Origin of the sequence: Pararhizobium polonicum (assembly GCF_001687365.1) — a bacterium.
Classification (GTDB): domain Bacteria; phylum Pseudomonadota; class Alphaproteobacteria; order Rhizobiales; family Rhizobiaceae; genus Pararhizobium; species Pararhizobium polonicum.
Genome location: NZ_LGLV01000004.1, coordinates 627,859 through 650,936 on the forward strand (window position 1 = coordinate 627,859; position 23,078 = coordinate 650,936).

Below are 23,078 nucleotides of genomic sequence, written 5' to 3' on the forward strand. Positions count from 1 at the left end.
CCCTGGCAAATGAATGCCAGAGCCGCCCGGTTTTGGTAACCCTCAATTCTGAGCGAGATGCCGATCAATAGGCGCTGATGCCGGTGCCCTTGTAGACCTTGTCGAACTCCGCCTTGACAGTATCGTTCTGATAGGAAGAGACCAGCGTCTTCACCCAGGCTTCGTTCTCGTTGCCGGCCTTCACAGCGATGAAGTTGCGGTAAGGATTGTCATCGACCGGCTCCTGGGCGATGCGCTCGGCCGGCGAAAGTCCGCTCTTCAACGCCCAGTCGGTGTTGACGACGGCGGCGTCGAGGTCCTCGATCGCGCGGCCGACAACGCCGGCGTCCAGTTCCTTGATTTCGACCTTCTTCGGATTTTCAACGATATCGGCGATGGTCGCCAGGATACCGGTGCCGTCCTTGAGCTTGATGATGCCCTCGTTCTGCAGCACGCGCAGCGCCCGGCCCTCGTTCGACGGGTCGTTCGGCACGCCGATCACGGCCCCTTCCGGCAGCTCGGCGATTGTCTTGAACTTCTTGGTGTAAAGGCCGATCGGCCAGACGCCGGTATAACCGACCTTGACGATATGATAGCCGTGCTGCTTGATCTGGTTGTCGAGATAGGGCTGATGCTGGAAGGCATTGGCATCGACTTCGCCGCGTTCCAGCGCCTCGTTCGGCTGGGTGTAATCATTGAAGACGACGGTCTCGATCGTCAGGCCCTGCTTGGCGGCTTCCGCGGTGACGACGCGCCAGACATCCTCGTCCTCGCCGCTGATGATGCCGACCTTGATCGACTTGTCTTCGGCAAAGCTTGCGGACGGCGCAGCAAAGCCGGCGATGGCAGCTGCGGAAACGGCAAGAGCGGTCAGGGCCGCGCGGCGCGAAAGGGTGTGAAAGATGGTCTTTTTCGTCATTGTCTGTCCCGTCCTGTTCTATGAGGCATCGCCCCGGAGTAGGAGAACTATCGCAAAAACAATCGCGGGCGGCGAAGTACGAACGCCTCTCATCGGATGACGTGCGGGAAAACTCTTGCAAGGGGCCGGCGGTTTTCGGACACAAATTTCCACAAAAACGATAGACTAATGAATTCGGCCGGTTTTACCCTCCTGACGACACCGGCATTGCCTTCAATGGAGGCAAACTCCATGTCAGAATGATGATTTGATAGGCAATGCGAGGATAAAGATGGCAGACGTGAAGACGAAATCGAGACCGACGGGGGCAACCGCCATTCTGGGCCGGACCGGATTTCCCCATGTGACGTCGGCAACCGGAGGCGAAATTCAGATCGTCACGGGCCCATCGCAACCGGGCTTCAACCCGCTCGATCTGCTCTACGCATCGCTGTCGGCCTGCCTGACGATGAGTGCCCGCATCGCCGCGAGCCAGATGGGCGTCCTCGACAGGCTGAGCGAAATCACCGCCGAGGTCACCGGCGAAAAGGCCACCGAGGGCCTTTCGAGGATCCGGAACTTCAATATCGTCTTCACGATCAGGGGCGATATCGATGACGATACGCGCCACGCCATCGCCCGCGCCGCGGAAGACGAAATCTGCACCGTCAGCAACACGATACGCGGCAATCCCGATCTCTCGACGACGGTTCGCGGATAGATCGCCGGCAAGCCACTTTTACATGCGGCATTGGCAAGGCGCCCGTGTTTGACTATGGATGCCGCCACGCGCGCTCCAGGCCGACATGAAAATGGGCCAATATGAAACTGGGCCGGTATGAAACCGGATGCGCGTGCGCGATGTCATTCTGGAGTGTGTCATGAAAATCACGATGATCGGTGCCGGTTATGTCGGTCTTGTCTCCGGCGTTTGTTTTGCCGATTTCGGCCATGAAGTCGTCTGCATCGACAAGGACGCGGGCAAGATCGAGGCATTGCTGGCCGGGCGCATCCCGATCTTCGAGCCCGGCCTCGAGCAGCTGGTGGCCGAGAACGTCAAGGACGGGCGGCTGAGCTTCACCACCGATCTTGCAACCAGCGTCTCGCAGAGCGACGTGATCTTCATCGCCGTCGGCACGCCTTCGCGGCGCGGCGACGGCCATGCCGACCTTTCGTATGTCTACGATGCCGCCCGCGAGATTGCCGCGCATGTGACCGGCTTCACCGTCATCGTCACCAAGTCGACCGTTCCGGTCGGCACCGGCGACGAGGTCGAGCGGATCATGCGCGAAACCAATCCGGACGCCGATATCGCCGTCGTCTCCAATCCGGAATTCCTGCGCGAGGGTGCCGCCATCGACGATTTCAAGCGGCCCGACCGCATCGTCATCGGGCTGAATGACGAGCGCGCCCGGGGCGTGATGACCGAGGTCTACCGGCCGCTCTATCTCAACCAGTCGCCGCTTCTCTTCACCACCCGGCGCACCTCCGAGCTGATCAAATATGCCGGCAACGCCTTCCTCGCCATGAAGATCACCTTCATCAACGAAATGGCGGACCTTTGCGAAAAGGTCGGCGCCAATGTGCAGGAGGTTGCCCGCGGCATCGGTCTCGACGGCCGTATCGGCGGAAAATTCCTGCATGCCGGTCCGGGTTATGGCGGCTCCTGCTTTCCGAAAGACACGCTGGCGCTGGTCAAGACCGCGCAGGACCATGACAGCCCCGTGCGCCTGATCGAGACCGTCGTTTCCGTCAACGACAACCGCAAGCGCGCCATGGGCCGCAAGGTGATCGCCGCTGCCGGCGGCGATGTGCGCGGCAAGAAGGTGGCCGTGCTCGGCCTCACCTTCAAGCCCAATACCGATGACATGCGCGACAGCCCGGCCATTGCCGTCATCCAGGCGCTGACCGACGCTGGCGCCATCGTCACCGGCTACGATCCGGAAGGCATGGACAATGCCAAGCATGTGATCGACGGTATCACCTATGCCGGCAATCCCTACCAGGCGGCCGAGGGCGCCGATGCGCTCGTCATCGTTACCGAATGGAACGAGTTCCGCGCGCTCAATCTGGATCGCCTGAAGACGCTGATGAACACGCCGATCCTCGTCGATCTCAGAAACATCTACCAGTCCGGCGAAGTGACGAAACACGGCTTCACCTATACCAGCATCGGCCGGCCGGAATAGGCAGCGACAGGTCCCGGTTGGGGGCGGACAAGACAAGCAAGGAGCCGGTATGCGCTATCTGATCACGGGAACGGCAGGGTTCATCGGATTTCACCTGGCCAAACGGCTGCTCGACGACGGCCATTTCGTGACCGGCTTCGACGGCATGACGCCCTATTACGATGTCCGGCTGAAGGAACGCCGCCACGCGATCCTCGCCCGCTCGAACGGCTTTAGGCCCGTGATCGGCATGCTGGAGGACAGAAGCGCGCTGGAAAAGGCCGCCGAAATCGGCGAACCCGACGTCATCGTCCATCTCGCGGCGCAAGCGGGCGTGCGCTACAGCCTGGAAAATCCGAAGGCCTATGTCGATTCCAACCTGATCGGCTCCTGGAATATCCTGGAACTGGCCAAGGCCGTGCAGCCGAAACACCTGCTGCTTGCCTCCACCTCCTCGATCTACGGCGCCAACGAAAAGATCCCGTTTGCCGAGACCGACCGGGCCGACGAGCCGATGACGCTCTATGCCGCCACCAAGAAATCGAGTGAACTGATGGCGCACAGCTATGCCCATCTCTACGGCGTGCCGACAACGGCCTTCCGCTTCTTCACCGTCTACGGCCCCTGGGGCCGCCCGGACATGGCGCTGTTCAAGTTCGTCGATTGCATCCTCAACGGCCGGCCGATCGAAATCTACGGCGAAGGCCGCATGAGCCGCGACTTCACCTATATCGACGACCTCGTCGAAGGCATCGTCCGGTTGATGGACGTGGTGCCGGCGCAGGACAACCGCGTCGAGGCAATCGATACCCTCTCGCACCATGCGCCGTTCCGCATCGTCAATGTCGGCGCCGGCCAGCCGGTCGAGCTGATGCGTTTCGTCGAGACAGTCGAGGCGGCTGTGGGCCGCCCGGCGATCCGCGCCATGCTGCCGATGCAGCAGGGCGACGTTCCGCGGACCTTTGCCGCCCCCGAACTGCTCAACGCGCTGACCGGCTTTACGCCATCCATCTCGGTGGAAGAGGGCGTGAAACGTTTCGTCGACTGGTATCGCGCTGAAATAACGGCGGCCTGACCAGGACGGGCCTGGCCAAGACTGGCCGGCCCGCTTTCAAGCATATCCGCCGCGTGTATTTGACGCCGCAGAAAGGGTGTCGCCGTCTTGCATCCGGCCCGGCGCACTGTGCATCGCACACGCTGCCGTTGCTGCAATGCACAATTCAACGGCGTTCGAAGCCAATTTGTCAGTCGCGTCCGAGCGTTATCCGGATAACGCCTTGACATCGGCCATAAGAAGATCCTAATGTGGTTAGTATATATTTAATGCCATAGCGATCTCCAATTTCATTCCATTTTTATAGGGGTTCATAATGCTGAAACGGTCTTTGTTGATTTCGACTCTTGCGCTTTGCGCTTCTCTCTCTTTTGTCCCGGCGCAGGCCGCACCGTCGACCGCGGCAATCTCCGGTCTCGCCAGCTGCTCGAGCGCCTGCGTTGCGCAGGCTCAGGCTCTTGTTGCTGAAATCAATGCGATGCCGGCCGGCCCCGCCAAGGACAAGCTGCTTTTGGCGCTGGTCAAATCGATCGGCGCGCTCGCAATCGCAAATCCTCAATTGTCGGTGGCGCTCGCCAGCGTGGCTGAGGATGCCAAGGCAGGACTCAGCGCGGCAGCCGCCGCTGCCATCCCCTTCATTGATCAGGTCGTCGCCGCCCTGGCGGCAGGCACCCCCGGTGCAGCTACCGCCGCTCTGGGCGATGCCGGCTTCGGTGACGATCCGGCCAGCTGATCTGGCGTCCCTTCAGGAGAAGGCGCCCTTCCCGGGCGCTTTTTTTATGCCGTTCCTTTGCCACCCGCGCGGACTGCCCGTACTGGCTTGCGCACTGCAACGGAACTGTGGTTACCTTGGCTGACGCCAGATCGTGCCGGACATCGAAATATACGATGTCCGGTAGACGCCCTCGAATACAATTGCAGCCATATTTCCAGCCCGACCGGCCGTCCCGACGGCGCAAGCGTCAACCCGCGATCCTGATTTGGCAGGATCCGGTGTCCATTGTTTTTTAAGAAGAAGCAGGGTTTTTCCGCTGCAAAACATCCATCTGAGCGGTATGAATGACATCTCTAAGGCCCGCCAGAAACGGCACTCCATGGTAAAGCAGAGAAAATGGATCGCGATGGCCTGCTGCCTGCTGATTTCGGTGGCAAGCGGCTACGGATTGTGGCGCGAACTGGCACCGTTTCTGGCCAAGCCTATCGAGCAGGCGCTGGCCGCGGATGACTTTTCCGGTGAAAATTTTGATTTCGGCCTGTCCTCCTATTCGAAGACGCTGGCGATGAAGGACTGTTTCCGCATCACCATGGCCTATAGCAACCTCGACATGATCGAAGAACCGACGCGCAATGTGGTCTCGACATGCGCCAGCCGAGCCGCCGACATCGTTGCCACGACACCGACGGACTCCTTCGCCTGGCTTACGCGTGCCGCGGCGTCCGCCCGCCTGCTTGCGGATAAGGATTTCAACGACGCCCTGCAACAATCGCAGCTGACGGGACCCAACGAGCAATGGATCGCCCGGCTTCGCGTCAATCTGGCGGAAACCTATTTTCCGCAGTTGAACGCGCAGTCAGTGAAATCGGAAGAGGCCGATCTGCGGCTGCTTGCCAGCAGCGAAAGGGGCGTTCAACTGATCGCTCAGCGCTATATTTCCAATCCGGATTTCCGGGCGCGGATCACGGCGGTCGTCGAGCAGATGCCACAGGACCGGCAGATCGTCTTTCTGAAAACCGTCAAGAAATCGATGGGCAAAGGATGATCCGGCTTTACGCTCGCCACCCCCGATCGCGGCCGGACATCGGGACTGCGCCAGAGATCAACGCCGAAGACCTGCAGGGAGGCCTTCGCGCCGGCTCTGCGCGGACGGGCCCGAGACCATGAAGAAAACGGCACGCTACCATTCCGACCGGTTCCGGCTGAACAACCAGATGATGTGGCCGATCCTGCTTGTCGTCTTCCTCTCGCCGCTTGCCTTCGGCAGCACCAAGCCATCCTTCTGGCTTTTGTGGTCGATGGTGATCTCGCTCTGCGGAGCCGTTCTTTTCGGCCGCATGGCGGCGTCCGGGGCCCGGTTCCGGATCGCGCCCCGCAATCTGCCGGTGCTGTTTTCTCTCTTTGCCGCTCTCGGCGCCTATATGGTTGTTCAGGTGCTTCCGCTGGGCGCCTTCTCTCCGGCAGTTTCCAGCGTGGCCGATCCGGATACCGCCATTGCCGTCAACACGATCAGCCTGACGCCGCACGATACGATCCTCGCGCTGACGCGCTGGGGGACCTATGGCCTCCTGTTTTTCCTGGTGCTGCAAATCACCAGCAATCCGCAGCGCGCCCGCACCTTCATCAACCTGATCTATTGGGCCATCGTCATCCACGCCATTGTCGCGCTGCTGTTTCTGCTGCAGTTCGGCGACACCATCCTCGGCATTCCGAAATGGAAATATTTCGGCTCGGCGATGGGCGGCTTCATCAATCGCAATTCCTTCGCCACCTTTCTCGCCTTCGGCAGCGTGCTGGGCATCAACCTGATGATCGAACGGATGACCGAGAAACCATCGGGAAAAGGCGACAGCTCCGTCCTGGGCATCTATCTCGGCAAGGGCGGCGTCGTGACCATCGGCCTCGGCTGGCTGATCCTCGTCATCGCGCTTGTGGCGACGAACTCGCGCATGGGCCTGTTTGCCGCCTGCTGCGGCATGATCGCATCCATCGTCCTGGCGCTTGCCAAACGGACCGCCAACGGCAATAGAGTCGGCATCTGGGTCCTGCTGCTGGTCATCCCCGTCTTCGTCGGCCTAGGCATGTTCGGCTATGGCGCGGTCTTTCTCGAGCGGCTGGGCACGGTCGGCGAGGCCTCCGACGTCAGAATGCAGCTCTACGAGCAGGTCGTCCGCATGATCCAAACCCGCCCGCTGCTCGGCTTTGGCGGCAACAGTTTCGAATATGCCTATCCGCTGTTCCATCAGGCACCGGTCAGCTTCGATCTCGTCTGGGACAAGGCCCATTCCACCTATCTGGCGCTGTGGGCCGAATATGGTCTTATCTTCGGCAGCTTGCCGTTGCTGATCGTCGGGATCATTCTGTGGCAACTGACCACCGCCTATATGAAGGCGCCGGGCCAGGACATGCTTCTGCGATGCGGGCTCGGCGTCGTGCTTGTCGGGGCCGTGCATTCGCTGGTCGATTTCAGCCTGGAGATCGAAGCCGTGACTTTTGCTTTCGTCGCCATTGTCGCCACCGCCTGGGCGCGGCAGTTCGAACTTGGACAGTCCGGCGGCAGGGATGCGCCATGATCCGCAGCATTCTCGATTTCCTGCGCGGCGGCGTGGCCACACCCGTACCCCCACAAAGACAGAAGCTCTTCTTCGAAGGCGGCCCGGATCACATCTATGCCATCGGCGATGTGCACGGCTGCGACGACATTCTCGGCCGCCTGGAAAATCGGATATTCGAAGACAGCCGTAAGCGTGCCGGCACCAAATGGCTGATCATGCTCGGCGACTATGTCGACCGTGGACCCAAATCGGCCGCCGTGCTCGATCGACTGACAAGCAAACCGCGCGCGGACATCAAGCGCTTCTGCCTTGCCGGCAACCATGAAGAGGTCATGCTCGATTTCCTGCGCAATCCATCGTCCGATCATCGCTGGCTGGAGTTCGGCGGACTGGAGACGCTCTATTCCTATGGCCTGCACAAGCTGCCAGCCAATCGCCAGGCCCTGAAGAACCTTTTGCAGGCGCGCATTCCCGGCGAGCACATCGCCTTTCTCGAATCCCTGCCATCCTTGCTGAGCATACCCGGATTTTGCTTTGTCCATGCCGGGCTTCGCGACGGTGTGGCACTCACGGAGCAGGAGGACGCAGACCTTTTGTGGCTACGCCCCACCACGTCGGCAAAAGCCGTGGCTACACATGGCGTCATTGCCATCCACGGCCACACGCCCGTGGCGGGTGTCGAGATCGGACGGGCACGGATCAACGTCGATACCGGTGCCTATATGAGCGGCATCTTGTCCGCAGTGCGTCTTTCTCGCCGCAATGCGCCAGAGATCATCCAGTGCAGTTAAGCCTGTTTGAATTTCGCAATTGTCGCCCGGCCTGAATCTGGTAGAACTTGAGATATTATACCGCATAGCAGCATATTTAAATTAAAACTCTATTTTCACAATAACGGCGCAAGCCGTAAAGATAATGGTTGCACGATAATGGATGCAGAAATTGACCTCAAAGGCATTCTTGGGTTGATACGTCGGCAACTTTGGCTGATACTATCAACGATAGCCACCCTACTTATCCTGACGCTCATCCTTACATATTCTTTGACGCCGAAATACACCGCTACATCTCTTGTTCTTGTCGACACCAGCACAAAAAATCTTCTTGATTCCCAAAATATACTATCCAACCCGAATGCCGACAATTCCCGCGTCGAAAGCGAAGTCGGCATTCTGAAATCGGATCGTATTCTGCTCAATGTCGTGCGCGAGAACGACCTTGTCTCCGACAGCGAGTTCGGCATCAAGGTTTCCCTCAAAGACAAGGTCCTCAGCTGGCTGCGCATTCCGCTCCCACCGCCTCCTACCGGCGACGAAGCGCTTTCGCGCGTCCTCAACGCCTTCAAGTCCGCCGTGACGGTCAACCGCAACGGCCTGACCTATCTCATTACGGTCGGTGTCGTTTCGACGGATCCGGCCAAGGCCGCAAAGCTCGCCAATGCAATGAGCGAGACCTATATCAAGGAGCAGATCAACGCCAAGGTCACCGCGACCTTGACCAATCGCGATACGATCCAGAATCGCGTCGCCGCGGCCAATGCGGCGATCGTCGAGAACGAGAAAAACTTCGATTCCTACATTACCGACAATATCGACAGGCTGGAAAAACAGACCAATTCGCTTGGCCTGACCAACCTGCGGGCCGAGCTTGAAAAGGTCAACAGCGAGCGCGCTACAGAGCTGAGCCGCATCGACACGCTGCAGCGATCGCTGCAATCGCAGGATTTCTCGACACTGGTGACGCAGCTCGGCTCCGATGCACTCAACGAACTGCAGAGCCAGCGCGAAAAGCTCGCCACCCGCATTGCCTCGAGCGCGGATAACAGCGCCGAAGCCATCAGCCTGCGGGCGGAACTTGCCAAGATCGACAATTCGCTGGCAAGCGCCGCCACGCAGGAGGTCAACAACCTGCAGCAGACGGTGGCGGGCTACCAGCAGCAGGCCAATGACGTTCGCCAGAAAATCCGCAGCACCGTTCTGCAAAGCAACCTGCCGCCGGAAGTGCTGACCGCAATCTACAGCCTTCAGCAGTCGTCCGAGATCGCCCGCAATCAGTACCAGAATCTTCTGTCCCGCTTGCAGGAACTGGATGCGCAAGCGTCGCTGCAGCTGCCCGACAGCCGTGTCGTTTCGGCCGCCCTGGTTCCGACCTCGGCCTCTTTCCCCAACAGCAGGCTGATCCTGTCACTGGCGTTCGTGGTGGCTGTCGGCCTTGGCATCGGTCTTGCGGTGCTGCGGGAATATTTCATCGGCGGTTTCGTCAGCGAAAACCAGATCGAAGCCGTGCTGAAAGTGCCGCTCTCGGCCATTGCGCCACGGCAGGCGACCGGCGACGAGCATCACAAGCTGGCAAGCCCCACATCCAGCCTCGCCGATCTGATGGTGACGGCGCCGCTCTCGCTGTTCAGCGAAAGCGTGCGGCGGCTTCGCCTGACACTCGACCAGCAGGAGAGAAAAACCCCCGTGCCCAGGCGGCAGGACAGCGACGAGGGTGCCATCATCATGGTTTCGTCCGCTCTGCCTGCGGAAGGCAAATCGACCATGGCGCTGTCTCTGGCCCGGGCCTATGCGCTGACGGGAAAGCGGACGCTGCTGATCGATTGCGACCTGCGCAAGCCGAGCGTCAACAAGCACCTCAACCTCGAGCCGAACCACGACTTCATCGACTATCTGCGCCAGGACCGCAGTTCGGCGACCCTGACGTCGCTGATCATGCGCGATCCCCTGTCCAGCCTGACGGTGCTGCTCGGCGGACGGCGCAGCGATATCGCCACCGACGAACTGGTGATGAGCGACAAGATGGGCCGGATTCTGGCCAGCGCCCGCAAGCATTTCGACTACGTCATTCTCGACACGCCACCGGTCGAGCCGGTCGTCGATGGCCTCTATCTTTCCCGCCACGCCGACATGATCGTCTTCGTCATCAAATGGGCGAGCACCTCGCAGTCGAGTGCCAAGCGGGCCGTGGCCGCGCTCAAGGAAAACAAGAACCCGAATGCCGGCATCGTCACCCTGCTCAACCAGCAGGACCGCGCCAAGATGTCGGGCAACTACAGCTATTCCGGTTACTACACCGAATAATCCTTGCGGGCAGCAGGACCGAAGGGGCCGTCAGCGACCCCTTTTTGGCACCCGGAAACCGGCAAAGCCCTATGCCACAGGCATTTGCGCTCGAAAAAATTCGAAGTCGGTAAAATTGTATCTTTCCATTTAAGCGCGCCGAAAAATGTCGCTGTGTATCGTGATGATACAGGTGGATGAAACGGGCAACCTCCGTTTCGCAGCATGATGCGCCCTCCGCCTGATCCGAAATGAATTCGGTCCCATAACAAAGGCCTTGGACAGAAGGCTACGGACAACAGGGACACGGGATCATGTTCAAGAAAGCAATCATCGCGCTGGCGGCCATCGCCGCCCTTGGCGCAGCCAGCATTTCCTCTGCCTATGCCATCAATCTCGGCTCGGCGCGCGGCACTTACAAGGCGCAGCGCCAGACGTCGGTGGCGCCGATCGCCTTCTCGCTCTATTGCCTCGATCATATCGAGGAATGCACCAAGAGTTCGAAGTCGCAGGTCGCCTATACCTCGAAGCTCCGCGGGCTGCTCGCCTCGGTCAACCGCTCGGTCAACCGCAGCATCCGCCCGCTGAACGAGCGCCGCGACGTCTGGTCGCTCAATCCGGCCTATGGCGACTGCGACGACTACGTCATGACGAAACGCAGCTTTCTGATCCGCGCAGGCATCCCGACCGGCGCACTGCGCGTCGCGGTGGTCCGCACCCCGCGTGGCGAAGGCCATGCGATCCTGCTGGTCAAGACATCGGCCGGCGAATTTGCCCTCGACAACCTGCGCAAGACGATCGTCAAGCGCAACCAGACCGGCTACCGCTTCCTCAATGTCGCGTCAGCCGATCCGACCCGCTGGACGGCGCACTGACGGCAATAGAGCGGTAAACCACCGCTCTTTCGATGAGAAAAACATGCCGGCAGGGAAAGCCCGGGCTCTCCCTGCCGGCATTTTCATACGATCGTATCCGTCAGATCAATCCGCGCGCGGCAAGATTGCGCATCAGCGCCGAAGGACCGAATGTCCAGGGCGGGCATTCCGTCGACAGGCGCACGGTGTTGGTGAGCGATCCCAGCTCGGCATTCGAGATGGTCACGACATCGCCGATCTTGTGGGTGAACCCCTGCCCCGGCGCATCGCGGTCCTCGACGGGGGCAAACAATGTGCCCATGAACAACATGAAGCCATCGGGATACTGATGATGGCGGCCGATCGTCTGGGACACCAGATCGAGCGGATCGCGGCTGATTTCCCGCATCGTGCTGGCGCCTTTCAGCACGAACCCCTCCGGGCCGCTGATGGTCAGCGACAGGTCGGCATTGCGCACGTCATCGATCGAATAGCTGTCGTCGAACAGCCGGATGAACGGGCCGATGGACGAGGAAGCGTTGTTGTCCTTGGCCTTGCCGAGCAGCAGCGCCGAGCGGCCCTCGACATCGCGCAGGTTGACGTCGTTGCCGAGCGTCGCACCCTTGACGCGGCCCCGGCTATCGACGGCCAGCACGATCTCCGGCTCCGGATTGTTCCATCTGGATATCGGATGCAGGCCAACCGAGGCACCCCAGCCGACGGAAGCCAGAACCTGCGCCTTGGAAAACACCTCCGCATCCGGACCGATACCGACTTCGAGATATTGCGACCAGACGCCCTCCTCGATCAGCGCCGCCTTCACCCTGGCTGCCTCCGGCGATCCCGCCTTCAGGTCGCGCAGGCTGTCGCCGATAATGGCGGTGACCCGCTCGCGCATCTTTTCGGCCAGCGCCGGATTGCCGGCCGCCTTTTCCTCGATAACCCGCTCGATCATCGAGCGGGCGAAGGTGACGCCGCAGGCCTTGACCGCCTGCAGGTCGCATGGCGCGAGCAGATGGAGGATCGAAAGGTGACCGGCGGCTTCCACCGAGCCGGCCATGACGGTTTCCAGCGGGGCGAGGCGCTCGCCTTCCCGGCCCGACAGAAACCCGGCCGGATCGTCGAGCTCCAGCAGGTCGCGCATCGTCGGCACCTCTCTCGAGGTGATGTCGAACAGCGCGCCGCCGCGCAGCACCACCAGCGCCGGACCTGCGGCATCGGGCCGCCAGACGCGCCCCACGAACGTTCCCGTCTCAAAAGCCTCAGTGATCGCCATGCCGCCCCTCCCAACCCTATGCTGCCGCCGCAAGATAGCCGCCGCAGGCTTGCGGGCAAGGTGCGAAATGTAAGAACTATGCTGCTTGCCGGAAGCGAATGCCGCGAAATCGCACGAAATGCCCCAAAGAGGGTTCACCGCGGCGACGGCGGGTATATTTCATTTGACTGATTTTCTGGTAGCACGGGTGAACGCGAATAAGCGTGCCGGCCCGGCCGTTAACCGGCTGGCATCAGATGGGGATTGAGGGACATGAGCTTTACCGAAACAACAGCGACATCGTGGTTTTCGCGGCTGAAAAGCGGCCTTGCCGGCCTCCTCATCGGCCCGCTTCTCATCATCGGGATGATCTGGCTCTTGTCCTGGAACGAAGGCCGCTCCGTGCAGACCTATCGGGCGCTGGCCGAAGGCGCCGGCATCGTCGTTTCGGTCGATAACGGCACCGTCGATCCGGCCAATGAGGGCAAGCTCGTCCATATCTCCGGCCCGGTCAAGCCGGACGGCACGCCCGAGGACCCGACGCTCGGCGTTTCGGCGCAAGGGGCCGCCGGTATCGATCGCAAGGTCGAGATGTACCAGTGGGTGGAAGACAGCAGCAGCGAGACAAAGAAGACGCTCGGCGGCGGCGAGGAAACCGTCACCACCTATTCCTACAAGAAGGAATGGCGCCCGCGCCGGGTCGATTCCTCCGATTTCAAGCAGGGCGACCAGCACCAGAACCCCGACATGCCGATCGAGAGCGACCGCTTTACGGTGGAAACCGCAACGCTTGGGGCGTTCACAGTCGATGGCAAGGCTGTTGCGGATCTCGGCACGGACAGCCCGGTCAAGCTCTCTGCCGATGTCATCGGCCAGGTGACATCGGCGATCGGCTCCGACAAGCCGGTCAAGGCCGATGGCACGACGATCTACGTCTCGCAGAACCGGCAGAACCCGGCCATCGGTGACCTGCGCATCAGCTTCAGCCGCGAAGATATTTCCGAGGCCAGCTTTGTCGGCGCGCAGAAGGGCACCGATATCGCCGGCTACAAGGCGTCCAACGGGCGCGAACTGTTCCTGAGTGCTGCCGGCAATGTCGATGCACCGCAGATGTTCGAGGCGGCCCAGAGCGAAAATGCGCTGATCACCTGGCTCATTCGCGGCGGCGGCCTGCTCGGCATGTTCATCGGCTTCGTCATGATGCTGTCGATCCTCAGCATCATCGCCGACGTCATCCCCTTCATCGGCTCGATCGTCGGCTTCGGCACCTCGGTGATCGCCGCCATCCTGACGCTGATCCTCGGGCCGCTGGTCATTGCCATCGCCTGGATCGCCTACCGCCCGGTGCTGGCAATCGCGATCGCCGCCATCGGCATCCTGCTCGCCGCCGGGCTGATCTATCTGAGGCGCAACAGGGCGCAACCGGTCCAGGCACCCCCGACCCTCGGCCGGGCCTGATACAAAAGCGGCGCATGGATCGGCGCTACGCGCCTCCTGTCCAGAAAAGCTGCCTCGTCATGGACGCCGCAGCGGATTTGCCCTATCCGATCCCGCCGGTGGCTTCCCCCGCCTTTGACTGCTACCGTTCAGTCATGCCCCTTCAACACCGGACGATATGATCGCAGCCCCTCATGTTTCTCGCATCCAAACTGCTCTGGCTGCTTGCCCAGCCACTGTCGCTGATCTTCATTCTGCTGATCGCGAGCTACATTGCCGGTGGCGCCGGCTTCAAGCGGCTGTTCGGTTTTCTGTCCGGGCTGGCGGCAACCTTATTCTTCTTCACCCTGTTTACCAGCACCGGCGGCGTCCTGCTTCAGGGGCTGGAAAACCGGATTGCGCGGCCCGCAAGCCTGCCCGCCGATCTTTCCTGCATCATCATCCTCGGCGGCGCCTTCGAGAACGAGGTGATCGCCGCACGGGGCGGTATCGAATTCAACCAGGCAGCGGACAGGTTCGTCGAGGGACTGAGATTGGCGCAGTCCCACCCGGCGGCGCGCATTCTGGTGTCCGGTGGCGACGGCTCGTTCAGTGGCCGGTACGAGGGCGACGCGCACGCGGCCGAAACCTTTTTTTCGACCTTCGGCATCGCACCCGAGCGCCTGATCCGCGAGGACCGATCCCGCACCACATTCGAGAACGCCACCAATACCAAGGAGCTGCTCGAGGCTAACGGGCTTTCGGACTGCGCCCTCATCACCTCGGCCTTCCACATGCCGCGCTCGGTCGGGCTGTTCCGCAAGCTCGGCATCGCCGTGACGCCCTGGCCGGTGGACTATCGTACCAGCGGACGGCTCAGCCTCAGCCCCGATTTCAGCCAGCCGTCGCTGAATGCCCAACTGACGACAACGGCGATGCGCGAGTGGACAGGGCTGATCGCCTATTATCTCAGCGGCAGGACCCACGTGCTTTTCCCGCAATAGCGCAGTCCGTTGACGCGACCGCGCTGTTGTGGTCCTTCTCGATGGTCCGATGGGGTGTCTGACGGGGAGACCAATGCCGATCCTGGAAATTCTCGATTATGCCGGGGTGGCGGTTTTCGCCGCGACCGGCGCGCTGGCGGCCTCGCGCAAGCAGCTCGACATCATCGGCTACGTCTTCCTCGCCGCCGTCACCGGCATCGGCGGCGGCACCTTGCGCGACGTCATTCTCGGTGCAACGCCGGTCTTCTGGGTTCAAAACCCGATCTATCTGATCGTCTGCGCCGCCGCCGGTCTTCTCGTCTTCTTTTCGGCGCATAAGATGGAATCGCGCTACAAATTCCTGGTCTGGCTCGATGCCATCGGGCTTTCGGCCTATAGCGTCATGGGTGCCGCCAAGGGGCTGGCCGCCACCGGATCGCCGATCGTGGCCATTGTCACCGGCATGCTGACGGCGACGTTCGGCGGCATCCTGCGCGACCTGCTTGCCGGCGAACCCTCGGTGCTGCTGCGGCCCGAGATTTACGTGACGGCGGCTCTTGCCGGCTCAGGCGTCTTCACCGCAGCCAGCTTTTTCGGTGCACCGCTGCTCATTGCCTCAAGCCTGGGCGTCGCCACCGCCTTTGCGGTGCGCGGCGGGGCGCTGAAATACGGCTGGACGCTGCCGACCGGCGACCCCCGGCCGGGTCGTCATCCCGACGACGTGATGTGATGTAGAGAAAAGATCAGCCGCGCTTGCGGCGCAGGCGGATCACCACGTCGACATGGGCGATTTCCATGCCTTCCGGCGGCTCGGGCAGATTGCCGATGGTGATGCTGCTGATCGGAATATCGAGCACCTCATTATGGCCCTCGACGAAGAAATGGTGATGATCGGAGACGTTGGTGTCGAAATAGGTCTTGGCGCTTTCGACAGCGAGAACGCGGATCATGCCGGCTTCGGTGAACTGGTGCAGCGTGTTGTAGACCGTTGCCAGCGACACAGGAACGCCAGCGGTGACAGCCTCCTCGTGCAGCTCTTCCACCGTCAGGTGGCGATCGCCCTTGGCGAAGATCAGGTCGGCAAGCGCCATGCGCTGACGCGTCGGCCTGAGGCCGGAGCGGCGCAGGCGTTCTTCCGAACAGATCTCGATGGCAGTCGTCATACGGACGGGTCCAGACTTTCAGGCTATTGCAGAATACACTTCCAGAGCCGATATAACTTTTGCTGTGATTGCTTTCAATAGTGCGCAGCGCGCCTCAAGGCACCAGGACGTTAAAAACCGCCTGATTCTTGGGGCAAAAGCCAATTATCACTGGCTGTTGCAGCGCCCATCATGTATGCGACGGCGGAAATAGACCTTGTGCTTGGCCGGACATGAGCGCGCGAACAGACTTGAATCCGTCATGCCGACGCTTCAAATCGCGCCTATCTTGCTCTAAACCAAGTCAACGAAAAACGGATGTAGCGGGGAAACCACAGTTCATGACGACCAGACAATCCAGCTTCAACTATGAAGAGATACTGACCTGCGGTCGTGGCGAACTGTTTGGCCCGGGCAATGCCCAGCTTCCCCTGCCACCGATGCTGATGGTTCATCGCATCACCGACATCTCCGAAACCGGAGGCGCATTCGACAAGGGTTATATCCGCGCCGAATATGACGTGCGTCCCGATGACTGGTATTTCCCCTGCCATTTCCAGGGCAATCCGATCATGCCGGGCTGCCTTGGCCTTGACGGCATGTGGCAGCTGACCGGGTTCTTCCTCGGGTGGCTTGGCGAACCGGGCCGCGGCATGGCGCTTTCCACCGGTGAAGTGAAGTTCAAGGGCATGATCCGCCCCGAGACCAAGCTTCTCGAATACGGCATCGACTTCAAGCGCGTCATGCGTGGCCGCCTTGTGCTGGGGACCGCCGATGGCTGGCTCAAGGCCGACGGCGAGACCATCTACCAGGCGACAGACCTGCGCGTCGGCCTGTCGAAGGAAAAGGCTGCCTGAACCGCGGTCCAGGCCGCACTCAGAGATACAATAAGAAGAGGTCATCGACATGAGACGGGTTGTTGTCACGGGTCTGGGTATTGTTTCCTCGATCGGGAACGATGCACAGGAAGTCACCGCGTCGCTGCGCGAGGCAAAGTCCGGCATTTCGTTTTCCAACGATTTTGCCGAACACGGCTTCAGGTGCCAGGTCTGGGGCGCGCCCAATCTCGACACGACCGAGCTGGTCGACCGCCGTGCCGCGCGCTTCCTGTCGCAGGGCGGCATGTGGAACCATGTCGCCATGAAGCAGGCGATCGCCGACTCGGGTCTTGAAGACAGCGATGTCGGCGGCAACGAGCGCACCGGCATCATCATGGGTTCCGGCGGTCCCTCGACGCGCACGCTGATCGACGCGGCCGAGATCACCATCAAGAACAATTCCCCCAAGCGGATCGGCCCGTTTGCCGTACCGAAGGCGATGTCCTCGACGGCGTCGGCAACGCTTGCCACCTGGTTCAAGATCCACGGCGTCAACTACTCGATTTCCTCGGCCTGCTCGACCTCGGCGCACTGCATCGGCAACGCGATGGAGATGATCCAGTGGGGCAAGCAGGACGTGATGTTCGCCGGCGGCCACGAAGACCTCGACTGGACCATGTCGAACCTGTTCGATGCCATGGGCGCCATGTCGTCCAAGTACAACGACACGCCCTCGTCCGCTTCGCGCGCCTATGACGTTTCCCGCGACGGCTTCGTCATCGCCGGCGGTGCCGGTGTACTGGTTCTGGAAGAGCTGGAGCATGCCAAGGCCCGCGGCGCCAAGATCTACGCCGAAATCACCGGCTATGGCGCCACCTCCGACGGCTACGACATGGTCGCTCCGTCGGGCGAAGGCGCCGTCCGCTGCATGCGCCAGGCACTGGCGACGGTGAAGGGCGAGGTCGACTACGTCAACACGCACGGCACCTCGACGCCGGTTGGCGACTCGAAGGAAATCGGCGCCATCCGCGAAGTGTTCGGCGACAAGATCCCGCACATCCAGTCGACCAAGTCGCTGACCGGCCATTCGCTGGGCGCTGCCGGCGTGCAGGAATCGATCTATTCGCTGTTGATGATGCAGGCCGGCTTCATCGGCGAAAGCGCTCACATCACCGAGCTCGACCCCGAATTCGACGGCGTGCCGATCGTGAGCAAGCGCATCGACAATGCGACGATCAATACCGCGCTGTCCAATTCCTTCGGCTTTGGCGGCACCAATGCGACGCTCGTTTTCCAGCGCTACAACGGATAAACCCATGAATGGTCTGATGAACGGAAAACGCGGCCTCATCATGGGGGTTGCCAACAACCATTCCATCGCCTGGGGCATTGCGCAGGCGCTTGCGGCGCAGGGCGCGGAGCTTGCGTTCACCTATCAGGGCGAGGCGCTCGGCAAGCGCGTCAAGCCGCTGGCCGCCGAGCTCAAGTCCGATCTGGTCGTGCCGTGCGACGTCGAGGATATCGCCTCGGTGGATAGCGCCATTGCAGTGATCAAGGAAAAATGGGGCAAGCTCGACTTCATCGTGCACGCCATCGGCTTTTCCGACAAGAACGAGCTGAAGGGCCTGTACGCCGACACGTCGCGCGACAATTTCAGCCGCACCATGGTCATCTCCTGCTTCTCGTTTACCGAGATCGCCAAGCGCGCCGCCGAACTGATGACCGATGGCGGCACGATGCTGACGCTGACCTATGGCGGCTCCGTGCGCGTCATGCCGAACTACAACGTCATGGGCGTCGCCAAGGCGGCGCTTGAGGCCTCGGTGCGCTATCTGGCGGCCGATTACGGTGCGCGCGGCATCCGCGTCAACGCGATCTCGGCCGGTCCGATCCGCACGCTGGCCGGTGCCGGCATTTCCGACGCGCGCGCCATGCTCTCCTGGCAGCAGAAGAACTCGCCGATGCGCCGCACCGTGACGATCGAGGATGTCGGCAACTCGGCGCTCTATCTGCTCTCCGGCCTGTCGCGCGGCGTCACCGGCGAAATCCATTACGTCGATTCCGGCTACAACATCACCTCGATGCCGGCGCTCGACACCCTGCGCACGGCGGACGCGGAGTAACATCCGGCCCGCCTGCCCTTTCCGTGCCTCTTGAATTTTGCATCTGCACTTGCCAGTTCAGAGCGCGCAAACCATCCAGAATCACGCTGAGGACAGACACGCATGAGCAATGCCGCTGAAAAACCCGTCGAAAATCACGTCTTCGAGGCCGATGTCGCACGCCTGCTGCATCTCATGGTGCACTCCGTCTATTCCGACAAGGACGTGTTCCTGCGGGAACTGATCTCCAACGCCGCCGATGCCTGCGAAAAGCTGCGCTACGAGGCCATCAGCGCGCCGGAACTGCTTTCGGACGATCCGGCACCGCGCATCACCCTGACAGTCGACGCCGACAGCAACACGCTGGTTCTGGAAGACAACGGTATCGGCATGAGCCGCGACGATATGGTCGAGGCGCTGGGCACCATCGCGCGCTCCGGCACCCGCGCCTTCATGGAGCGCGTCGAAGCGGCCAAGGCCGGGGACGGCACCCAGCTGATCGGCCAGTTCGGCGTCGGCTTCTATTCCGCCTTCATGGTCGCCGACAAGGTCGATGTCATCTCGCGCCGCGCCGGCAGCGGCCACGCCTGGCTCTGGTCGTCCGACGGCAAGGGCAGCTACACGGTGTCCGAAGCCGATCTGGCGCAGGCCCCAGCCCGCGGCACCCGCATCACCCTGCACCTGATGGACGATGCCAAAAGCTATACGTCGAAATGGAGCGTCCAGAAGATCGTCAAGGACCAGTCCGGTCACGTTCCGGTTCCGATCGACCTGATCGAGAAGCCCGGCGCCGAGGCGGAGCGGATCGGCGACGGCACGGCGCTGTGGACGAAATCCCGCAGCGACATCACCAAGGAAGAATACGCCGACTTTTACCGTGGCGTGTCCGGCCAGTATGACGAACCGGCACTGACCGTGCATTTCCGCGCCGAGGGGCGGCATGAATATACCGGCCTTGCCTTCGTGCCGGAATCCAAGCCGCTCGACATGTTCGACCCTTCGGCCAAGGGCCGGATGAAGCTCTACGTCAAGCGCGTCTTCATCACCGATGACGCCGAGCTTCTGCCGCGCTACCTGCGTTTCGTGCGCGGCCTTGTCGATACATCCGACCTACCGCTCAACGTCTCGCGCGAGATGATCCAGGAAAGCCCGATCCTTGCCGCCATCCGCAAGGGCCTGACCAACCGCGTTTTGACCGCCATCGAGAAGCTGGCCGACAGCGACAAAGACGCCTTTGCCAAGCTTTGGGAGGCTTTTGGTGCCGTGCTCAAGGAAGGCATCTACGACGATTTCGAGCGCCGGTCGCAGCTGATCGCGCTGTCGCGCTTCCGCACCACGACGTCGGACGAGGCGACCCGGTCGCTGGCCGACTACGTCAAGGACATGAAGGACGCGCAGGCGGCGATCTACTATCTGACCGGCGACAATCTCGACCGGCTGAAGGCCTCGCCGCAGCTCGAAGGGTTCCGCGCCCGCGGGATCGAGGTCCTGCTGTTGACCGATTCGGTCGACAGCTTCTGGGTCACGGCTGCGCCAGATTTCGAGGGCAAGCCGTTCAAGTCGATCACGCAAGGGGCAGCCGACCTCACCCAGGTGCCGAAGGCGGACGGTGAAGCGCCGGCCGCGCCGGAGACCACCGAGGCCGTCACGGACTTCATCGCCTTTGCCAAAACGACGCTCGGCGATGCCGTTTCCGACGTGCGCGCCTCCGACCGCCTGACCGAAAGCGCCGTCTGCCTGGTGGCACCCGAGCAGGGCTATGACCGCCAGCTGGAAAAGTTGCTGCAGGGTTCGGGCAGGCTGGACATGATTGCCAAGCCGATCCTCGAGATCAATCCCGGCCACGGGCTGATCTCCGCTCTTGCATCGGGCGGCAATACGGAATTCCGCACGGATGCCGTCCAGCTGCTGCTGGATCAGGCCCGCGTTCTCGACGGCGACAAGCCACAGGACCCGCGCGCTTTCGCCGAACGGCTGTCACGGCTGTTTGAGCGGGCTCTGAAGGGCTGAGTTCATTTGCGCTCCGGCGCGATCACGCCAATATTGCATCAAGGCTCGATACGCATTATATTGCGCATTGAGCCTTGATGGATTGCGCGCGAATGGAGCGGGACAGTAAAGCGATTATCAAGCGCCTCAAGGCCGAGGGATTTGAGATTGTGTCTGTCAGCGGCTCACATCACAAGCTTCGCAAGGGTGCAAAGACAATCATCGTGCCGCATCCGAAAAGGACCTGCCGACAGGAACCGCGCATGCCATCGCGAAACAGGCCGGATGGATTTGATTATGAAGCACTTCATCGCTCTCGTTCATAAAGAAAAAGACAGCGCCTATGGCGTAACATTTCCGGACCTACCGGACGTTTTCTCCGCTGCGGATGATGAAGACGATTTGACCGCAAATGCAGTGGAAGCAATCCGGCTATGGGCTGAGGATCAACCGGTACCGGCCCCCTCCTCCCATGACGAGATTATGCACCGGGAGGATATTCTCAGTGAACTGGCAGCGGGCGCCTTCCTGATGCGCGTTCCCTTCATCGAGGATAGCACCCGGACCGTGCGCGCCAATGTCACCTTCGAAAAAGGTATGCTGGACGCTATCGACATGACAGCCCGCGAACGGGGCCTGACGCGTTCGGCTTTTCTCGCCAGTTGCGCCCGTAAGGAAATCGAAGCCGCCTGAAGGCTCAGGCGGCCCACCAGATCACCAGCAGCAAGGCCAGCACCCCCAGAGCGAACGCGCCGAACATCGTCATCTGCTTGCGGGTTTGCCCGAGAACGGCCGGATCGACGGGCACACGGCCGGTCTGGAAGGCCAGAGGCACTTCCGAGGTCGCTCCCCGGCCTTCGCCGCTCTTGATATCTTTGATCATCACCTCGGCGACGCCCTCGGTGACGGGCGGGCGGTGTCCAGAGCTCGAAACCATCGGCACACTCCATCGGCGCTTCGCATGATCTCACGCGACCGCGAGGACCTCAGCCTGTACCCGTTTCACCGAGAATGCAATTATAAAAGCAAGCGCCTCAGCGCTTGCCCCAGAGCACCTTGAAGCGCGCATTGCGGCAGGTCTCGCCCCATTCCTTGAAGGTCTCGGGCATCACCGTCTCATAGGGCAGGCCGCGATTGGCAACCAGCATCAGCCGTCCGCCGATCTTCAGCGCCTTGGCGGCCGCCTTGATCATCGCAGCGCCCAGTGCCGGATCGGCAGCCTGCGTTTCGTGGAACGGCGGGTTCATGACGATCAGGTCGTATTTGTCGCGGGTTTCTTCCGAGGTCAGGTCCTGCCAGAAGAAGCGGGTCGGTACATTCGGGCAATTGGCCTTCAGGTTGGCCCGCGCGGCTTCCAAGGAATGATAATCGGCCTCGAACAGGTCGATTCCCTTCAGGTTCGGTGCCTTCTCGGCCAGCATCACCGACAGATAGCCCCAGCCGGCGCCGAAATCAGCGGCATGGCCCTTGAAATCGTCGGGCAGGCGCGAGGCGAGCAGTTCGGAGCCGGCATCGATGCGCTCGTGCGAGAACATGCCGGGTGCCGCATCGAAACGGCCCTCGACGCGAACCGGCTTCTTGGAAAATTTGGCGATGACGTCGCTGGCGTCTTCCGGACGGCCGAACCAGAAGGCGATGCCATGATATTTCGGCAGGCTGTCGCCACCCCAGCCGAGCTGGTTGACGCGCTTGCGCAGCGACTGGATGCCGTCATCCTTGCCGCCGGCGACAACGATCAGGCCGCCGACCTTGACGCGCTTCAGCGCTTCGGCGATCCGGTCCTCGTTCTCGCCCTTGTGCTTGCCGCAGAGGATCAGCGCGGCATCGTAATCCTCACCCTCGACAAACGGCGTCACCGGCGCCCTGGCGGCTTCCAGAGCCCTGTAGAGCGGCTTTGATGCCTGCACGGCGGCGATGGAGCCTGTAAATTCCGCCGGCAGCCGGTAACCGGCTTCCGCGCCGAGAAACAGTACGCGTTCGCCTTCGCCGGGTGCCGGAACCACGCCGGTATCAAAAGGATGGAAAAGGGTCTTCAGCGTGTCGCGGCTCATGGTCGTGTCCTAGCGGGATAAAATAACAAAGGGCGCGGAA

Annotated in this window: 22 protein-coding genes and 1 pseudogene; 18 read left to right on the plus strand and 5 right to left on the minus strand. The window is 61.4% G+C overall.

Translation table 11 applies throughout. The annotated features are described in order from the left end of the window. Positions 1–64: 64 nt before the first annotated feature. Positions 65–898 (minus strand): MetQ/NlpA family lipoprotein, encoded by an 834-nt coding sequence (locus tag ADU59_RS04770; RefSeq protein ID WP_068952133.1) that lies wholly within the window; start codon positions 896–898, stop codon positions 65–67. A gap of 271 nt (positions 899–1,169) precedes the next feature. On the opposite strand from ADU59_RS04770, the gene ADU59_RS04775 reads away from it, so the two are divergent. The 9 genes from ADU59_RS04775 (at position 1,170) to ADU59_RS04815 (ending at position 11,303) form a co-directional block, all read left to right on the plus strand. After that, positions 1,170–1,598 (plus strand): OsmC family protein, encoded by a 429-nt coding sequence (locus ADU59_RS04775; protein WP_068952135.1) that lies wholly within the window; start codon positions 1,170–1,172, stop codon positions 1,596–1,598. Between the two features lie 160 nt (positions 1,599–1,758). Then, positions 1,759–3,066 (plus strand): UDP-glucose dehydrogenase family protein, encoded by a 1,308-nt coding sequence (locus ADU59_RS04780; RefSeq protein ID WP_068952613.1) that lies wholly within the window; start codon positions 1,759–1,761, stop codon positions 3,064–3,066. A 49-nt stretch (positions 3,067–3,115) separates the two neighbouring features. Next, on the plus strand, positions 3,116–4,120 hold the full coding sequence (locus ADU59_RS04785) for an NAD-dependent epimerase (protein WP_068952137.1): 1,005 nt from the start codon (positions 3,116–3,118) through the stop codon (positions 4,118–4,120). Between the two features lie 295 nt (positions 4,121–4,415). Further along, a complete protein-coding gene (locus ADU59_RS04790) occupies positions 4,416–4,832 on the plus strand; it encodes a hypothetical protein (RefSeq protein ID WP_139093142.1) in 417 nt (138 codons plus the stop codon). Between the two features lie 361 nt (positions 4,833–5,193). Next, a complete protein-coding gene (locus tag ADU59_RS04795; RefSeq protein WP_139093143.1) occupies positions 5,194–5,859 on the plus strand; it encodes a hypothetical protein in 666 nt (221 codons plus the stop codon). A gap of 118 nt (positions 5,860–5,977) precedes the next feature. After that, positions 5,978–7,387: an O-antigen ligase family protein gene (locus ADU59_RS04800; protein WP_068952143.1), complete on the plus strand. Its 1,410-nt coding sequence runs from the start codon at positions 5,978–5,980 to the stop codon at positions 7,385–7,387. Then, a complete protein-coding gene (locus tag ADU59_RS04805) occupies positions 7,384–8,160 on the plus strand; it encodes a metallophosphoesterase family protein (protein ID WP_068952145.1) in 777 nt (258 codons plus the stop codon). The genes ADU59_RS04800 and ADU59_RS04805 overlap by 4 nt, the downstream gene beginning before the upstream one ends. A 138-nt stretch (positions 8,161–8,298) precedes the next feature. Then, positions 8,299–10,449 carry a GumC family protein gene (locus tag ADU59_RS04810; RefSeq protein ID WP_083198121.1) on the plus strand — a complete coding sequence of 717 codons (2,151 nt, stop codon included), beginning with the start codon at positions 8,299–8,301 and terminating at the stop codon, positions 10,447–10,449. Positions 10,450–10,742: 293 nt separating this feature from the next. Further along, positions 10,743–11,303, plus strand: a complete 561-nt coding sequence (locus ADU59_RS04815; RefSeq protein ID WP_068952149.1) for a transglutaminase-like cysteine peptidase — start codon at positions 10,743–10,745, stop codon at positions 11,301–11,303. Positions 11,304–11,403: 100 nt separating this feature from the next. On the opposite strand, the gene ADU59_RS04820 is transcribed toward ADU59_RS04815, so the two are convergent. Next, the gene (locus ADU59_RS04820) at positions 11,404–12,558 is read right to left on the minus strand and encodes a fumarylacetoacetate hydrolase family protein (RefSeq protein ID WP_068952150.1); all 1,155 of its coding nucleotides are present in this window, start codon (positions 12,556–12,558) and stop codon (positions 11,404–11,406) included. Between the two features lie 252 nt (positions 12,559–12,810). On the opposite strand from ADU59_RS04820, the gene ADU59_RS04825 reads away from it, so the two are divergent. The 3 genes from ADU59_RS04825 (at position 12,811) to ADU59_RS04835 (ending at position 15,666) form a co-directional block, all read left to right on the plus strand. Continuing rightward, positions 12,811–13,995, plus strand: coding sequence for a TMEM43 family protein (locus ADU59_RS04825; protein WP_068952152.1), 1,185 nt, complete (start codon positions 12,811–12,813; stop codon positions 13,993–13,995). Positions 13,996–14,168: 173 nt separating this feature from the next. Continuing rightward, a complete protein-coding gene (locus ADU59_RS04830) occupies positions 14,169–14,957 on the plus strand; it encodes a YdcF family protein (RefSeq protein WP_068952154.1) in 789 nt (262 codons plus the stop codon). Between the two features lie 73 nt (positions 14,958–15,030). After that, a complete protein-coding gene (locus ADU59_RS04835; protein WP_068952156.1) occupies positions 15,031–15,666 on the plus strand; it encodes a trimeric intracellular cation channel family protein in 636 nt (211 codons plus the stop codon). A gap of 13 nt (positions 15,667–15,679) precedes the next feature. Here ADU59_RS04835 and irrA read toward each other — a convergent pair whose 3' ends face one another. Next, complete coding sequence (gene irrA / locus ADU59_RS04840; protein WP_068952158.1) at positions 15,680–16,099, minus strand: iron response transcriptional regulator IrrA; 420 nt, start codon at positions 16,097–16,099, stop codon at positions 15,680–15,682. Between the two features lie 320 nt (positions 16,100–16,419). On the opposite strand from irrA, the gene fabA reads away from it, so the two are divergent. The 6 genes and pseudogenes from fabA (at position 16,420) to ADU59_RS04865 (ending at position 21,680) form a co-directional block, all read left to right on the plus strand. Next, positions 16,420–16,935, plus strand: a complete 516-nt coding sequence (fabA, locus tag ADU59_RS04845; protein ID WP_068952160.1) for a 3-hydroxyacyl-[acyl-carrier-protein] dehydratase FabA — start codon at positions 16,420–16,422, stop codon at positions 16,933–16,935. Positions 16,936–16,984: 49 nt separating this feature from the next. After that, positions 16,985–18,208: a beta-ketoacyl-ACP synthase I gene (gene fabB, locus ADU59_RS04850; RefSeq protein ID WP_068952162.1), complete on the plus strand. Its 1,224-nt coding sequence runs from the start codon at positions 16,985–16,987 to the stop codon at positions 18,206–18,208. Positions 18,209–18,212: 4 nt separating this feature from the next. Beyond that, positions 18,213–19,019 (plus strand): enoyl-ACP reductase FabI, encoded by an 807-nt coding sequence (gene fabI, locus ADU59_RS04855; protein ID WP_068952164.1) that lies wholly within the window; start codon positions 18,213–18,215, stop codon positions 19,017–19,019. A gap of 102 nt (positions 19,020–19,121) precedes the next feature. Then, a complete protein-coding gene (htpG, locus tag ADU59_RS04860; protein WP_068952167.1) occupies positions 19,122–21,008 on the plus strand; it encodes a molecular chaperone HtpG in 1,887 nt (628 codons plus the stop codon). 92 nt (positions 21,009–21,100) lie between these two features. Then, positions 21,101–21,282, plus strand: a pseudogene (locus ADU59_RS29510) (type II toxin-antitoxin system HicA family toxin). Positions 21,283–21,284: 2 nt separating this feature from the next. Further along, a complete protein-coding gene (locus tag ADU59_RS04865; RefSeq protein ID WP_068952615.1) occupies positions 21,285–21,680 on the plus strand; it encodes a type II toxin-antitoxin system HicB family antitoxin in 396 nt (131 codons plus the stop codon). A gap of 4 nt (positions 21,681–21,684) precedes the next feature. Here ADU59_RS04865 and ADU59_RS04870 read toward each other — a convergent pair whose 3' ends face one another. After that, complete coding sequence (locus ADU59_RS04870; RefSeq protein ID WP_068952169.1) at positions 21,685–21,924, minus strand: hypothetical protein; 240 nt, start codon at positions 21,922–21,924, stop codon at positions 21,685–21,687. A gap of 97 nt (positions 21,925–22,021) precedes the next feature. Continuing rightward, on the minus strand, positions 22,022–23,038 hold the full coding sequence (locus tag ADU59_RS04875) for a class I SAM-dependent methyltransferase (RefSeq protein WP_068952170.1): 1,017 nt from the start codon (positions 23,036–23,038) through the stop codon (positions 22,022–22,024). Positions 23,039–23,078 lie beyond the last annotated feature (40 nt).

Coding starts and splice junctions, on each gene's coding strand:
- ADU59_RS04770 (WP_068952133.1), bottom strand. CDS start 898: ATGACGAAAAAGACCATCTTTCACACCCTTTCGCGCCGCGCGGCCCTG.
- ADU59_RS04775 (WP_068952135.1), top strand. CDS start 1,170: ATGGCAGACGTGAAGACGAAATCGAGACCGACGGGGGCAACCGCCATT.
- ADU59_RS04780 (WP_068952613.1), top strand. CDS start 1,759: ATGAAAATCACGATGATCGGTGCCGGTTATGTCGGTCTTGTCTCCGGC.
- ADU59_RS04785 (WP_068952137.1), top strand. CDS start 3,116: ATGCGCTATCTGATCACGGGAACGGCAGGGTTCATCGGATTTCACCTG.
- ADU59_RS04790 (WP_139093142.1), top strand. CDS start 4,416: ATGCTGAAACGGTCTTTGTTGATTTCGACTCTTGCGCTTTGCGCTTCT.
- ADU59_RS04795 (WP_139093143.1), top strand. CDS start 5,194: ATGGTAAAGCAGAGAAAATGGATCGCGATGGCCTGCTGCCTGCTGATT.
- ADU59_RS04800 (WP_068952143.1), top strand. CDS start 5,978: ATGAAGAAAACGGCACGCTACCATTCCGACCGGTTCCGGCTGAACAAC.
- ADU59_RS04805 (WP_068952145.1), top strand. CDS start 7,384: ATGATCCGCAGCATTCTCGATTTCCTGCGCGGCGGCGTGGCCACACCC.
- ADU59_RS04810 (WP_083198121.1), top strand. CDS start 8,299: ATGGATGCAGAAATTGACCTCAAAGGCATTCTTGGGTTGATACGTCGG.
- ADU59_RS04815 (WP_068952149.1), top strand. CDS start 10,743: ATGTTCAAGAAAGCAATCATCGCGCTGGCGGCCATCGCCGCCCTTGGC.
- ADU59_RS04820 (WP_068952150.1), bottom strand. CDS start 12,558: ATGGCGATCACTGAGGCTTTTGAGACGGGAACGTTCGTGGGGCGCGTC.
- ADU59_RS04825 (WP_068952152.1), top strand. CDS start 12,811: ATGAGCTTTACCGAAACAACAGCGACATCGTGGTTTTCGCGGCTGAAA.
- ADU59_RS04830 (WP_068952154.1), top strand. CDS start 14,169: ATGTTTCTCGCATCCAAACTGCTCTGGCTGCTTGCCCAGCCACTGTCG.
- ADU59_RS04835 (WP_068952156.1), top strand. CDS start 15,031: ATGCCGATCCTGGAAATTCTCGATTATGCCGGGGTGGCGGTTTTCGCC.
- irrA (WP_068952158.1), bottom strand. CDS start 16,099: ATGACGACTGCCATCGAGATCTGTTCGGAAGAACGCCTGCGCCGCTCC.
- fabA (WP_068952160.1), top strand. CDS start 16,420: ATGACGACCAGACAATCCAGCTTCAACTATGAAGAGATACTGACCTGC.
- fabB (WP_068952162.1), top strand. CDS start 16,985: ATGAGACGGGTTGTTGTCACGGGTCTGGGTATTGTTTCCTCGATCGGG.
- fabI (WP_068952164.1), top strand. CDS start 18,213: ATGAATGGTCTGATGAACGGAAAACGCGGCCTCATCATGGGGGTTGCC.
- htpG (WP_068952167.1), top strand. CDS start 19,122: ATGAGCAATGCCGCTGAAAAACCCGTCGAAAATCACGTCTTCGAGGCC.
- ADU59_RS04865 (WP_068952615.1), top strand. CDS start 21,285: ATGAAGCACTTCATCGCTCTCGTTCATAAAGAAAAAGACAGCGCCTAT.
- ADU59_RS04870 (WP_068952169.1), bottom strand. CDS start 21,924: ATGGTTTCGAGCTCTGGACACCGCCCGCCCGTCACCGAGGGCGTCGCC.
- ADU59_RS04875 (WP_068952170.1), bottom strand. CDS start 23,038: ATGAGCCGCGACACGCTGAAGACCCTTTTCCATCCTTTTGATACCGGC.